This is a genomic window from Pseudoalteromonas sp. 11L1, from assembly GCF_055397545.1.
Genome location: NZ_AP041141.1, coordinates 3,244,929 through 3,259,220 on the forward strand (window position 1 = coordinate 3,244,929; position 14,292 = coordinate 3,259,220).

The following is a 14,292-nucleotide window of genomic DNA, read 5'->3' on the forward strand; positions in this document are numbered from 1 at the left end:
GTACTGATTTATTAGGCAGAGTCATTTTGGCTCATTGATATGACATTGAGATTAAAGTTTTTAGGTATTTAACCTAGTAATAACCATTTTTAGTGCGCTGGAGCCGTGTTTAAACAGCTCAAATGTCTGTTTAAAAAGTACTAAGTTGGCGTTTTGTCAGGAATTAACTGTAAAACTGTCACATTAGCGTCATTAACTTTTTTTAGTTTGCTCACCAAACCAAGGACAACCGGAGCAAACCAATGAAACAATTTAAGTTAAATGCTGTTGTAGCGGCATTAGCACTGAGCCAATTTAGTGTTAGCGTGAATGCAGAGGAACAAACATCGCCAAGGGAACCTGAAGTAAAGGTTTCTGAAGAGCTTGTAGTATACGGCGAGATTGGTTATCGCAATCGCTCGCAAGAACTAGCGCCAACGCTTGAATATTCACAAGAATACTTTCAACGTTTTGAACCACTTACCGCCGGTGATGCACTAAAGCGTGTTCCTAGTGTTACTTTTTTATCTGACGTACTGGAATCTGACGGCGCACGTATGCGTGGCTTGAGCCCTGCTTACACAAAAGTACTTATTAATGGCGAAGAAGTTCCGGGTGCCGGTGCTGATCGCTCATTTTTTGTTGACCGTATTCCAGCAGAATTAATTGAGCGTGTAGAAATTATTCGTTCATCTAGTGCCAACCGCTCTGCCGATGCCATAGCAGGCACACTTAATATTGTACTTCGCGATGGCTACAGCTTAGACGGCGGTTATATTCGCGCTGGTGGCTTACGTTACGATGACGGCGAACTAAAAGAAAGCTTTGCGGGCGTTTACGGTACTGAGTTTGCAGGTGGCCGTTTACTCGTAGGTGCCAATTTACAAGGTCGTTATAACCCAAAACAAAAATCAAGCAGACGTTATGGCGATAGCCCTGAAAATAACCCTAATTACGCAACAGACGATTTTGATAACCGTGAAGATCAATCTGATATCCGTGATGGCGATGACACATCATTAAATGCCAGCTTTGAAAAGGTGTTTGATAACGGCGGCAAGTTTGATATTAGCGCTATGTGGGTTGATACCGACCGTACCGAAGATGAGCGCTCTTTTGAATACGACGACCCCACTGCAACCTCAGGCTCTGTCGTTGAGGGTGGTAATTTAATCTCAGATAACGCAAACGTTTCGTTTATTGATCAAACCAACTACAACATTAATTCTGGCTATGAATTACCACTACTTGGCGGTACCAGCAAATTTAAGTTAGGTTATGCTAGCTTTGAAGAATCAGTGTATGAGCAAGAGGTTGAACTTGATACGTCAGAGCTCCCAATGGTGTTTGAGGAAGCTGAAGAAACCGTTGATATCGATGATAAAGAGTGGTCATTACAATGGCAGCACAGCTTACTGGTAGGTGACTCGAAAGAAGTTCAATTTGGTGCTTTTGTACAAGGCAAAGAGCGCGATACCGCCATTTTTGTCGCTGAAGATGAAAGTGAGCAAACACTGACTGGATGGGCTCAATTTAGCGAGACGCCAATGTCATTAGCACAATTTAACAACGAATTTGAACCAGTAGACGGCGGTGTTAATAAACTTGAAGAAGACCGTTTTGATTTATTTGCGCTAATCAAGCACGAAGCGGATGTGTTCTCGTGGGAGATGGGGGTGCGGTGGGAGTCAACTGACTCAAGCATTACCGATACCAATGAAGGCGTTACTGCCGAAAATGATTATGACTTTTTCTTACCGTCGGCTCACTTTCGTTACAGCGTCAGTGATAACGGACGAGTCAGCGCCTCTGTTGCTCGCAGCTTACGTCGCCCTGACTTTGACTACATGACACCCGCCCTACTTGAAGAAGAGCTCGCTGATAATGACTTTTTAGGCAACCCAAGCCTTAAACCTGAATCATCTTGGGGTATCGATTTAGGTTACGAATACCGTTTAGGTAAAAGTGGCGTTGTAGGTGTAAACGTATTTTACCGTGACGTTAGCGACCTTATTGAAATTGCCAGTACCGGTGTTGAAGGCTCAGAAGGCGAAGGCACATTTGTACTGCAACCACAAAATACCGGCGATGGTACGGTTCAAGGTATTGAGTTTGATTTATCAACCCCACTTAGCGCCTTGAACATGCCTAATACAGGTATCTTCTTAAATTACTCTTGGCTCGACAGTGAAGTTGAAGACAGCTTTGGTAAGCGTAAATTTAACGACCAGTCTGATTATGTTTATAACGTTGGCTTTATCCAAGATTTACCAACACTACGCGCATCATTTGGGGCAACGTACCGTAACCAAGGTGATGCATACGGACGCTTTGTGGGTGAAGAAGTAACAACCTCTTACGGTGCTGATTTAGAGTTATTCGTTGAAAAGCGCTGGGATGACATCACTCTACGCCTAGTTGGTTCAAACTTACTGGATGCCAGCAAAGACGAAGTTTTCAATAAGTTTGACTCGCTTGATGATCAAAACAATCGTGCCTTTGATGAGTACGAGCTTGAATCGGAAGAAGCAGGCCCTGTGATTCAAGTAATGCTGCGTTACGCATTCTAATCACACGTATTGTCATTTTAAGCACGTAATGGCAAACCATCGCGTGCTTTTTTGGAGTTAAAACATGTTTAAATTGTCTTTCATAATGGCCGCGATACTGTGCTCATCAGCGCTTAGTGCAAACGAGCCTGTTGTTTATAAAGATGCACTATACCAACAACAAAAAATAGCTAAGTTAACTACGTTGCCTAATAGCCTTAACTTTATGGTTATTGGTGATTGGGGACACAACGGCCACTTTTACCAAAAAGAAGTGGCTCATCAGCTAGAAATCGCCATGTACCAAACCGATGCCGATTTTATCGTCTCGACCGGCGATAACTTTTACCCAAATGGCGTGGCAAGTGTGAACGATCCTCTTTGGCAATCAGCCTTTGAGAACATATACCATGGCCCGCACACATTTGAAGATTGGTATGTTGTTTTAGGTAATCACGATTACTTGGGTAATGCCCAAGCACAAATTGACTACACCGCAAAAAGTCAGCGTTGGCAGTTACCTGCAAGGTACTACAGTAAAACATTTGCGCTTGAAAACAACGAGCAAGTGTTAATGGTTTTTTTAGATACCAATCCAATTCAGCCTGAATATAAAACCCGCGAAAAATACCGCTCAACCCAAGGACAAGACTATAAAACCCAACTTACTTGGCTTGAAACCCAACTTGCTGGCAGTAAAGCAAAATGGAAAATTGTGGTAGGCCATCACCCGCTTTATTCAAGTGGTAAACGCTTTGGCCGCAACCAAGGGCTTCGCGACATTTTAGAACCTATTTTGGAGCGTCATAACGTGCACGCTTATATCGCAGGGCACGAGCACGACTTGCAATACAATCAACCAAAAAATAGCAAGGTGGCTCACTTTGTCTCTGGTGGTGGTAGTGAAGCACGGTTTGTAAAACAACGTGAGTTTACCCGCTACGCAGAAGCAACACCGGGTTTTTTAAGTATCTCTATCAATGGCGAAACTCTCAGTGTAAGCGCGATTAATCACCTTGGTGAAGTACGTTTTAGCACTGAAAAGCACATAGATAAGTAAAGGATAAAATAATGAACTTTAAACTAAATACAATTTCAGCGGTACTATCAAGTGCTGTGCTTGTAACTGCGCTTGGCGGTTGTACAAGTAATGACGATACGCAAAACACGACAGAAATAGCAAAGCCAGCTGTTGAGGCTAAGTTATTTGGCCCACAACAAAACATGCAAGGCTCACAAGCAGCAGCGCTAGGTAATAATCAGTGGCTAATGGCGAGCGAAAGCCAGGGCTTATTACTTGCCGATAACGAGAAAAGCAGTGTGCTGTTAGCCGGTAACTTTGAGTCAATTTCACTAAAACAATTATCAGCGCAGCAATTTTTACTCGCCAGTCTGGATAAGAGCCAAGATAACGTTGCTATTTTTAAGCTTATAAAAAATGGCCAAACTTGGCAGCTAAATGAACTCACTCGTATTAGTCCGCCTCAAGCTCAGCCTGATACAGTGTGTTTATTTAAAAATAGCAATACCGAGACTGTATCAGCGTTTGTGCCAGATGTTCGCGGCCTGATCAGCGAAACGGTTATATATGATTTAGCAACTAACCAAGCTAAAAATATCGCAGTACGTGAATTCTCTGCGGTCACTGAGGCTTCAGGTTGTGCAGTAAATGACGACACAAAAACCCTGTATGTGGGTGAAGCAGAGCTAGGTGTATGGGCTATCAATGCTGATGCAGAATCAGATGCCAATAAGCAACCTGTGGCTTTAGTACAGCCATACGGCGAATTAAAAACTGAAATCGGAGCTTTATCGGTATCACAAGACGGTACTTTATGGCTTAGCGCCACTGACGATAGTATGGTTTATGCTTACCAAGCTCAAACAGACACGCTTAGCCAATGGTCACTGTCAGGTGAGCACACTATTGAGTCTGTTGCAGCGAGCTTTATTAATGACAATCAAGCGCAGCTAGTTTTGATTGATGATGAAACCGGCGCTTACATTCAAGCAAACGTTAACTACGCAGCGCAAACTTCTGTCTCAAATAGCAAAGTTGCTATGACTCACCTTCATGCCAGCGCACAAACCACACCGGTTGCAGCGTTTGGTGATGCAGCAGATGACCCTGCAATTTGGATTAATGAGCAAGATGCTAAAAACAGCTTAATTTTAGGCACAGATAAACGCCGTGGCTTAATGGTTTATGATCTTGCTGGCAACAAAGTACAGTCGCTCAATATAGGGCGTTTAAATAACGTTGATGTGCGCCAACATCAAGGTATAAACAACGAAACCCATACGTGGATCACTGCCAGCAACCGTACACTTAATAGCATTAGCGTATTTACTGTTGATGGAGAAAACAAAGTAAACCATGTAACAGAAATAGCCACTAACTTACCTGAGATTTACGGCATGTGTATGTATTCGTCTGATTCAGGCCATTACGTGTTTGTTAATGATAAATCAGGTTTATTCCAGCAATATAAGCTCATCGGTGAGCAAGATAATCTAAGCGGTGAACTGGTTAGAGAGTTTACCCTACCAAGCCAACCTGAAGGCTGTAGTGCTGATGATAAACTAGGCCAATTATTTGCAGGCGAAGAAGATGCAGGAATTTGGTATATAGGTGCAGAGCCTACCGCTGGTAACAAAGCAGTAAAGCTACAAAGTGTTAATAAGCAACTGGTGGCAGATGTAGAAGGTATGGAAATTTATCATGCTAATGATGCTCGCTATTTAGTGGTATCAAGCCAAGGCGATAATAGCTATGTGCTTTACAACATATCAGATGATAAACAGCCTAATCTAAGCTTTGCAGGTAAGTTTAATGTAATTGCAAACCTAGATAAAGGCATTGATGGCGTAGGTGAAACGGATGGCTTAACCGTTACAGCAACGGCTTTACCAGGTTATCCTGAAGGCATGCTTATAGTGCAAGACGGCTATAACCGCATGCCATTACAACCACAAAACTTTAAGATTATTGACTGGCGCGAAGTGAAAAAAGCAATTAGATAATAGCTAACTCTAAATATACTGATACACACTAAAACTTAAGTGTGTATCACGTTTAAGCCTTACTAAAATTTAACTAAAGATAATTTTTTATAAATGTATACTACACTTTATATCTATAAATTAATTGAGGTTATTATGCGGCTACCTTATTTCGCATCTTTATTTATCAGCATTGTATTTTGTACCAGCTCGCTTGCTAATGCCGAAGAACCACCAGAACTTCCGCCATTAAACCCCAAATATGAAGCAGAGCATGCCATGGTATTGGTTAATAAAGGTTCAAGTGTATACGCCATTAACATTCCAAGCTTTGAGCTTCCTTATGATATGCATGTTATGTACAAGGTAGATGTATCTGATATTCCATTTTTAGATTTAGTACGTGATGCTGAGTTAGTTACCGTAAAATCAAAGCCGTTTAATATTCAACGCTTAATGCGAGGCGAAGAAGTCGCGATTACCGCAGATGTGTATCTTGGAGATTTTAGACAAGGAGGTAGCTTAGTTTACAGTGATAAATTAATAGAGCTTAGCGAGCAGTTATTTACTCGTGAGCTAACTGATTTAAGTCCAGCCTCGAAATGGCAACAGTACGACATGGTTACGCTAAAAAATAACGAGCGCATTTACATTCACCAAATAACTCAGCCACCAAGCTATCATCATATTATGTTTGTTGATTTAAGTGGTGCCTGTTTACAAAAGTTTCGTACCTCAACTGAAGTGCCCTCTGCTGGTGAGCTCAATTATAAGTTTATAAATTGTGGCACATTGAAACCGATGTTTTATGATGCTGAAAGCTTAAGTAAATAAGCTTTATTTGAAAACGTGTTCAGCAATCAATTCAAGCCCAGCTTGCATCGCCAAAGTTGATTGCCCAGCAAATCCTAAACGTACATAACTGTGTTGCTTAGGTATTAAGCTACGTTCTGAGTCTTTAAAGTAAAATTCAGGCTCAACCTGTACATACACACCTTTACTTTGCAGTACTTGCTTTAATTGGTCCACCGGTTTATTTAAATTAACCCACATCGCCATGCCACCGTCGGGTTTTATATATTCAATTGGATAGCCTGATAATTGCAGCTGCGTTAGATAATCACCCATCGCTTCATAGCGCTGCTTATAGAGCTTTGTCATACGCTTTAAATGGCGTTCAAAACCACCTTCTTTCATCCAGTGTGCGACAGCTAATTGCATAATCACATCATTTTTATGGTTCATTAGCTGCTTCCATGCGGTTAATTGTGCGATTACCCCAGGCGCTGCACAGATATAGCCAATCCTTGCTGCTGAAAACATAATTTTTGAAAACGTTGATAGATATATCACAATGCCTGCGGGGTCATCGGCAGCCATGGGTTGCAAAGGCTGGCAACGGTAGTGAAATTCATGGTCGTAGTCATCTTCAATAATCATCACATTATGGGCATAACACAGCTGATAAATTTGTAAGCGCCGGGTGGGTGATAAGGTCACAGTCGTTGGGTATTGATGCAGTGGCGTTAAATACAGAAGTTTAATGGGATAGCGTTCAAGCTGAGTTTTAAAATCATCAACACACAACCCTTCATCATCTTGTTTTATATCTATAAGCTGCGCGCCACATGCTGCAAATGCTTTACGAGCAGGCGGGTAACCTAAGGTTTCGGTTGCAACATAATCGCCTTTATTAATAAAGGCTTTTGATACTAAAAAAAGCGCTTCTTGAGAGCCATTACACATAAGAATATCGGCTGTTTTTAGGTTTCGTGCTTTGTATAAATAATGACTAATTTGCGATTTTAAATTAGGCTCCCCAGCCACACTACCATAATGAAATTGGCTGGTATCTAAATGATTAAACACATGACTTACAGAGCGTTTAAATTCTTTATAGGGAAAGCGTGTTAAATCGGGTAAGCCTCCAGCAAAGTTATAAGCATAGTGATTTAAGTCCATTGTAGGTTCTGACACCGTAAGCGTGGTAGCAAATCGATACGGCTTAGGATCCAATGCTTGAGACTGGGCAGTGTTTATACTGTTTTGAATAGGCAATGTATTGGTAACGCTGTAGCCTGATCGTTCATAGGATTCCAACCATCCTTCTGCGACAAGAAGTTGTAGGGCATTCATTATTGTATGGCGGTTTAATCCGTACGCTTGTGCCATATCGCGTGCAGAGCAGAGTTTGCTGCCAGCGAGAATGTCCCCTTTTATAATCGACTCCCTAAGTGCATCTGCTATTTGCAGGTATTTAGCTTTACTCTGGCTAGTGAGCTTTATATTAAGTGGCTGCATAAACACTTTCCAAACTGGTATAGGTAAAAATTAAATTTTGGTTGTTTTTAACAAACCAATAAAGCGTACATTTGTTATGAATAAATAGCAAAATATGGGGCTTATAATGTTCACAACGCAAATTCATCAAACCAACAAGGTTGCCTTAGAGCCACTTAAACTCAAACATCTCGAGGGTCTATATCAAGCAGGTAAACACCCACAAGTTTGGCAGTGGGTATTAAGTAATTACACACAAACCCAAGTTAAGTTGGAGCAATGGTTTACACATAGCGCGCAGTTTAATCAAAACGAGCAAGTGGTTTTTGCCATTATTGATAAACATTCACAGCAAGTTGTTGGCACAACCCGTTTATTTAGGTTAGACAGTGACAACTTAAGCGCTGAAATTGGCCATACCTTTATTAGCTTCACTGCACAGCGGACATACGTAAATACGCATGCAAAATATTTACTTCTGAGATATGCATTTAATCAACTTAATTTAGTACGGATTAGTTTTAATACCCATGAGCACAATCAACAATCACGCAATGCCATTGCCCGTTTAGGCGCTAAGTTTGAAGGAATAGCCCAAAAAGACCGACGTCTAGAAGATGGTTCATATCGCAACACCGCAAAATTCAGCATTATTGACGAGCAATGGCCAGCTATAAAGTTACGACTTGAGGAGCTATTATAATGTACCCACCCGAGCACTTTATGCAAAAAAATACCGAGCAATTGCATGCGCTTATTAATAATTTTCCATTAGCAACAATTTTTATGCCCTGCTCAAATAGTCAATTAAATAACATTTGTCATGTACCTATGTTATTCAACTCTTTAGAAAATATGTTTATTGCACATGTAGCAAAGCATAATCCACTATCAAAGCTTGATAATAAACAGGTGAATTTACTCTTTAATAGTGACAATTGCTATTTATCACCCTCCTATGCGGATAATCAAACATTGCCTAGCTGGCTTTACGCATCGGTGTTAGTGACTGCAAAAGTACATATTATTAAAGATGAGCTAAAAAAAGATCTCGTAATGCGAACCCTTACTAGTCATTTTGAGAAAACATTTGAGCCTGAGTGGAAAATTGATGAAGTGCCTGAGCAGCATCGCGATACAATGTATCAGCACCTCAGTTTTATAGAGCTTACGCCAATTCACTGGCAAGGTAACTTCAAACTCAGTCAAAATAAATCAGCCGCTATAAGAGGTAAAATAAAACAAAGTCTGGTAGATGCTAATAAGCACTCAATAGCGGCCTTGTTTTAGGAATGAAAAAAGGCTCCTCGCAATGCTCAGAGCCTTTGGTTAACTTTGGGAATTAACTCGGTTCATTGATCAGATAAGATCAGTTTAGCGCCACTAACTGTGGCGCAATTGTTTGATAATCTACCGCCATGGCAATGCTCAAAGCGGTAATATTAATAATTGAAAACGCAAACACTTGGCGTGCCCAACGGGTGGTGTCTATGTTGTAGCGATATCCTCTAAGTGCCATGAGTAACCACCAAAAACTAGTGATACAGGCAACGGCCATAAAGGCAGCACCGGTATAACCACTAATTGGCAATAGCATCACCACTAAAGCATATACGGCAATATAAAGCACAATATGGCGCTTAGCTTTATTAACACCTTGTGCCACGGGCAATACTGGAATATTAGCGGCTTGGTAATCCTTAAAGCGAAAAATAGCAATTGCATATGAGTGCGGCATTTGCCACAAACTAAACATCACCAGCAGTATTAATGCGCCCATATCGAACACACCCGTAACGGCGCAATAGCCAACAACAGGTGGAACTGCGCCCGACAGACTACCAATAAAGGTGCCGTAAACAGAGTTGCGTTTCATGTAGAGGCTGTAAACCCCTACATAGATGACATAGCCAAAGGCGGCAAAAAATACCGCCGCTTGAGTGGTAAAGGCGATTAATAAGCCAAAGCCAATTAGCCCTAATAACACGCCATGGCTTAAAGCGGCTTTTGCAGACATTTCGCCCGTTACAGTCACACGTGAGCGAGTACGCGCCATGGCAACATCAATGTCTCTATCAATAACATTGTTTATGGCACATCCCGATGCAACAACAAGCGATAAACCAACCAAGGTAACCAACATTAACCATGGGTCTATATCACCGCGGGCGGCGAGTAAAAAACCACCGGCAACGCTGATCAAATTCCCCATAATAATACCTGGCTTAGTAACAGCTAAATAACGACGAAACATCTGAAACCTCTAATACATCATCATTGCGTTTGATTCATAAATGATCCAAACAGACAGTCCAACCACCATGACGATGATCAACGCGCTAAACAAGAAGGTAAAGGTATTTGCTTTACCTTCATCAGTGGTGAAATTAAGGTGTAAAAAGTATTTTAAATGCACCCAAATTTGCACGATTGCTAAAGTAACAATACTCCAAAGCGTGGTGACCTTTGAAAAGTCGCCCTCCATCACCATCCAAAATGGAATGGCCGTTAAAATCACTGATAAGACAAAGCCAATCAGGTATGTTTTAACACTACCATGTGATTGATCATGATGTTGGCTTTGCATTTGCTCTAAAGCATGTGTTTCGCTATGGCTCATTACATTGCCCCCATTAAATAAACAACGGTAAATACACAAATCCACACAATATCTAAAAAGTGCCAAAATAAGCTTAAGCAACTTAAGCGCGTGACGGTTTGTTTACCTAAACCGCGCTTAATCACCTCAATCATCATTATGCTCATCCAGATAAGGCCTGCAGTTACATGTAAACCATGCAAGCCCACTAATGAGAAAAACGATGTTAAAAAAGCACTTTGCTGTGGGCCATTGCCATGAACAATTAAATGATGAAACTCATAAATTTCCATACCAATAAACACCGCGCCTAAACAAAAAGTGACCGCGAGCCAACCAAGCGTCAGCGCCTTTTTTTGCCCTTGAGCGGCAATCATGGCAAAACCAAAAGTAATACTACTTATAAGTAGCGCCGCAGTTTCAACGGCAACAAAATCAAGCTCAAAAATATCTTTGCCCGATACACCGCCTGCGGTGTTCATATAAAGCACTGCGTAGGTTGCAAAAAATGAGGCAAATAAAAGGCAATCGGTCATTAAATAAAGCCAAAAGCCAAAGATTGTATCGCCTGAGGTATCGTGATGTTCATGCGTATGACTTACGCTATGAGGCTCTAAATTTACATGGCCTTGAGTTGCAGATAACGTACTCATGCGCTTACCTCCTTCGTGTTACTGGCAATATGCGCGCCTTCAATTTGTAATATTTCATCGTTTTGCACGTAGTAATCTACATCACTGGTGTAAGCACGGTTAATAAACAGCGCAATCGCGCCAATAAAACCAAGCCCTGCTAGCCACCAAATATGCCAGATCATGGCAAAACAAAACGCCGTTAAACTCGCAGCAATAAACACACCCGATGCGGTATTTTTTGGCATATGAATTGGGCTATAGCTAGATTTACCTTGATAAGCTAGGCCTTTTTCTTTCATATCAGTCCATGTATCAATATCATCAACATGCGGGATTTCAGCAAAGTTATAGTATTGCGGTGGTGATGACGTTGACCATTCAAGGGTGTGACCGTTCCAAGGATCGCCAGTGGTATCATCAAGCGCTTCGCGGTTTTTAAAGCTCACATATAGCTGAATAACTTGGCAAATAATACCGAACATAATAATCACGGCACCCACCGCAGCAATATAAAGCCAGATATTCCAATCAGGATTATTAGAGTGGTTTAAGCGACGCGTCATGCCTAAAAAGCCGAGTACGTACAATGGCATAAAGGCTACGAAGAAACCGATTAACCAACACCAAAATGACGCTTTACCCCAACGCTCATCAAGCTTAAAGCCCATTGCTTTTGGAAACCAAAAAACAAACCCGGCTAAGTAGCCAAATACTGCGCCACCAATAATGGTGTTATGAAAATGAGCGATTAAGAATAAGCTGTTATGCAATACATAATCGGCACCAGGGATTGCCAGTAATACCCCCGTCATACCACCAATACTGAAGGTAACCATAAAACCAAGCGTCCAAAGTACCGGTACAGTAATGCGCAAACGGCCACGGTAAATAGTAAACAACCAACTAAATAACTTAACCCCAGTAGGCACAGCTATGACCATGGTCATCACCCCAAAGAAGGCATTTACATTCGCGCTTGACCCCATAGTAAAGAAGTGGTGTAACCATACAATAAAGCCAAGAATAGAAATGGCACCGCTGGCATATACCATCGATTTATAACCAAATAAGCGTTTACCAGTGAAGGTCGATACTATTTCAGAGAAGATACCAAAAGCTGGTAATACTAAAATGTATACCTCTGGGTGACCCCATGCCCAAAACAGGTTGATATACATCATGGCGTTTCCGCCTGCTTCATTAGTGAAGAAGTGAAAATCTAAATAACGGTCTAGCGTTAGCATGGCAAGCACTGCGGTTAAAATTGGAAATGATGCCGCAATTAAGATATTTGCCCATGTACATGCCCATGTGAAAATTGGCATTTTCATCAGTGTCATACCAGGGGCACGCATTTTAAATACTGTCACTAGGAAGTTAACAGCGGTTAATAGCGTACCGAGCCCCGATATTTGCAAGGCCCAAATATAATAATCGACCCCCACCCCAGGGCTGAAAGTCAACTCCGACAACGGTGGGTAAGCAACCCAGCCTGTTTTAGCAAATTCACCAAATATCAGCGATAGATTTATTAAAATGGCGCCACTAGCAGTAAACCAAAAACTTAAATTATTTAAAAATGGAAAAGCCACATCGCGAGCACCAATTTGCAGTGGTACAACAATATTCATTAAACCAATCATAAATGGCATTGCCATAAAGATGATCATAATAACGCCATGGGCGGTGAATATTTGGTCGTAATGTTCTGGTGGCAGATAACCTGGCGCGCCACTGGTAGCAAGCGCTAACTGCGCACGCATCATAATGGCATCAGAAAAACCACGAAACAGCATGATTAGCGCTAATAAAATGTACATAACGCCTAAGCGTTTATGATCAACCGAGGTGATCCAGTCGCGCCAAAGCACACCCCATTTTTTATATTTTGTTATTAGCCCAGCTATAATAAGCCCGACTATAGCAATCACCGCCATGGTAACCATGATAATAGGTTCATGAAACGGAATTGCATCTATAGATAATTTACCTAAAAACGACATGATTATTCCTCGCCCTGGCTGTGTGATGATGGCATTGAATGATTACCCATTGCCTGATGCTCATTACTCATCTGCTGATGTTTACCCATCGAGTGGTGTTTTTTGTTCATATCGCCATGCGCCTGCATGTATTTCATCACTATGGTATGAAATAAACCGTCATCAACCTTGCCATAATAAGCGACGGGATTGTTTTCACTCGCTTTGGCAAGCTCAACATAATTGGCATGAGTAAGGCTATTAGCGTTGGTTTTAACCTGTTCAACCCACTGGCTAAAGTCAGCTTTTGTTGGTGTTGCGATGGCATTAAATTTCATACCAGTAAAACCGGCGCCACTATAATTAGCCGAAAAGCCTTTAAACGTGCCTGGCTCATTAGCAATTAAATGCAGCTTAGTTTCCATGCCCGCCATTGAGTAAATTTGACTACCTAACTGGGGAATGAAAAACGAGTTCATGGTACTTTCTGAGGTGATTTTGTATTCAACCGGAACATTAGCAGGAAATACCAATTCGTTTACCGTAGCAATACCTTGCTCAGGGTAAATAAATAACCACTTCCAATTAAGTGACACCACTTCAACAGTTAAGTGTTCACCTTTACCCTCTATCGGTTTATAAGGGTCAAGCTCTTGAGTTGACTGCCAGGTGATCACACCTAAAATAACAACAATAACAATAGGAACCGCCCATACAACAGCCTCAATCTTATTAGAGTGAGCCCATTTTGGTGCGTAAATTTCATGGTTTTGTGTGTCTCTGTATTTCCAAGCAAAATATAAAGTCATCACAATAACGGGGATCACAACTAACAACATAAGCACAGTGGCGATGATGATCAGATTTTTCTCATCAATACCTATCTGCCCTTTTGGGTCGAGTACCCCGCCATTACAGCCTGATAAAATCAGCGCCATACTAGCTAAAGCAATATTAAAAAGGTTACGAATTAACAAGGGACTATCCTAAAACCTAAAGAGTTTTTATTAGCTGCCAAAAATATTTAGCAACGATATTTGATAAAAACCCAAGTTAATTAAGATTGAATTACAAATAATGCAGAGCGAATGCAAGCATGAAGTATTGACTACTGGCTTAATAAAAAACACCTAGCAGAACCAACCCAGCTTTTTTAAACACATTAATATAACGCAATAAAAATTAACTTGGGTGAGGTGTGGTTGGCTGAGAGTGTGTAAAAACACTAAGCTACAATGAAAGTAATCGTTATTTACAGCAAGAAT

Annotated in this window: 12 protein-coding genes; 6 read left to right on the forward strand and 6 right to left on the reverse strand. The window is 41.2% G+C overall.

Features of this window, described 5'->3' with window-relative positions:
* The first annotated feature begins 242 nt into the window (after nt 1-242).
* The 4 genes from ACZ5WS_RS15160 to ACZ5WS_RS15175 all read left to right on the forward strand — a co-directional run bounded on the left by ACZ5WS_RS15160 (nt 243) and on the right by ACZ5WS_RS15175 (nt 6,365).
* Nucleotides 243-2,549: a TonB-dependent receptor plug domain-containing protein gene (locus tag ACZ5WS_RS15160; RefSeq protein WP_464709630.1), complete on the forward strand. Its 2,307-nt coding sequence runs from the start codon at nt 243-245 to the stop codon at nt 2,547-2,549.
* 64 nt (nt 2,550-2,613) lie between these two features.
* The gene (locus tag ACZ5WS_RS15165) at nt 2,614-3,588 is read left to right on the forward strand and encodes a metallophosphoesterase (RefSeq protein ID WP_464709631.1); all 975 of its coding nucleotides are present in this window, start codon (nt 2,614-2,616) and stop codon (nt 3,586-3,588) included.
* An 11-nt stretch (nt 3,589-3,599) separates the two neighbouring features.
* Nucleotides 3,600-5,552, forward strand: coding sequence for a phytase (locus ACZ5WS_RS15170; RefSeq protein ID WP_464709633.1), 1,953 nt, complete (start codon nt 3,600-3,602; stop codon nt 5,550-5,552).
* A 135-nt stretch (nt 5,553-5,687) separates the two neighbouring features.
* Nucleotides 5,688-6,365, forward strand: a complete 678-nt coding sequence (locus ACZ5WS_RS15175) for a hypothetical protein (RefSeq protein ID WP_138605607.1) — start codon at nt 5,688-5,690, stop codon at nt 6,363-6,365.
* 3 nt (nt 6,366-6,368) lie between these two features.
* Here ACZ5WS_RS15175 and pdxR read toward each other — a convergent pair whose 3' ends face one another.
* Entirely contained in the window at nt 6,369-7,832 is a 1,464-nt protein-coding gene (gene pdxR / locus ACZ5WS_RS15180; protein WP_138605609.1) for a MocR-like pyridoxine biosynthesis transcription factor PdxR, read from the reverse strand.
* 106 nt (nt 7,833-7,938) lie between these two features.
* Here pdxR and ACZ5WS_RS15185 point away from each other — a divergent pair, with 106 nt between their 5' ends.
* On the forward strand, nt 7,939-8,514 hold the full coding sequence (locus ACZ5WS_RS15185; protein ID WP_464709634.1) for a GNAT family N-acetyltransferase: 576 nt from the start codon (nt 7,939-7,941) through the stop codon (nt 8,512-8,514).
* Nucleotides 8,514-9,101 (forward strand): FMN-binding negative transcriptional regulator, encoded by a 588-nt coding sequence (locus ACZ5WS_RS15190; protein WP_464709635.1) that lies wholly within the window; start codon nt 8,514-8,516, stop codon nt 9,099-9,101. Before ACZ5WS_RS15185 ends, ACZ5WS_RS15190 begins: the two co-directional genes overlap by 1 nt.
* Nucleotides 9,102-9,180: 79 nt before the next feature.
* On the opposite strand, the gene cyoE is transcribed toward ACZ5WS_RS15190, so the two are convergent.
* From cyoE to cyoA, 5 genes are read right to left on the reverse strand one after another with little or no spacing between them, the layout of a single operon-like run.
* Entirely contained in the window at nt 9,181-10,065 is an 885-nt protein-coding gene (cyoE, locus tag ACZ5WS_RS15195; RefSeq protein WP_008111919.1) for a heme o synthase, read from the reverse strand.
* Between the two features lie 9 nt (nt 10,066-10,074).
* Nucleotides 10,075-10,431: a cytochrome o ubiquinol oxidase subunit IV gene (gene cyoD / locus ACZ5WS_RS15200; RefSeq protein ID WP_008111918.1), complete on the reverse strand. Its 357-nt coding sequence runs from the start codon at nt 10,429-10,431 to the stop codon at nt 10,075-10,077.
* Entirely contained in the window at nt 10,431-11,063 is a 633-nt protein-coding gene (cyoC, locus tag ACZ5WS_RS15205) for a cytochrome o ubiquinol oxidase subunit III (RefSeq protein WP_008111916.1), read from the reverse strand. The genes cyoD and cyoC overlap by 1 nt, the downstream gene beginning before the upstream one ends.
* On the reverse strand, nt 11,060-13,048 hold the full coding sequence (gene cyoB / locus ACZ5WS_RS15210; RefSeq protein ID WP_198522324.1) for a cytochrome o ubiquinol oxidase subunit I: 1,989 nt from the start codon (nt 13,046-13,048) through the stop codon (nt 11,060-11,062). Before cyoB ends, cyoC begins: the two co-directional genes overlap by 4 nt.
* Before the next feature lie 2 nt (nt 13,049-13,050).
* Complete coding sequence (cyoA, locus tag ACZ5WS_RS15215) at nt 13,051-14,004, reverse strand: ubiquinol oxidase subunit II (RefSeq protein WP_464709639.1); 954 nt, start codon at nt 14,002-14,004, stop codon at nt 13,051-13,053.
* Between the last annotated feature and the right edge of the window lie 288 nt (nt 14,005-14,292).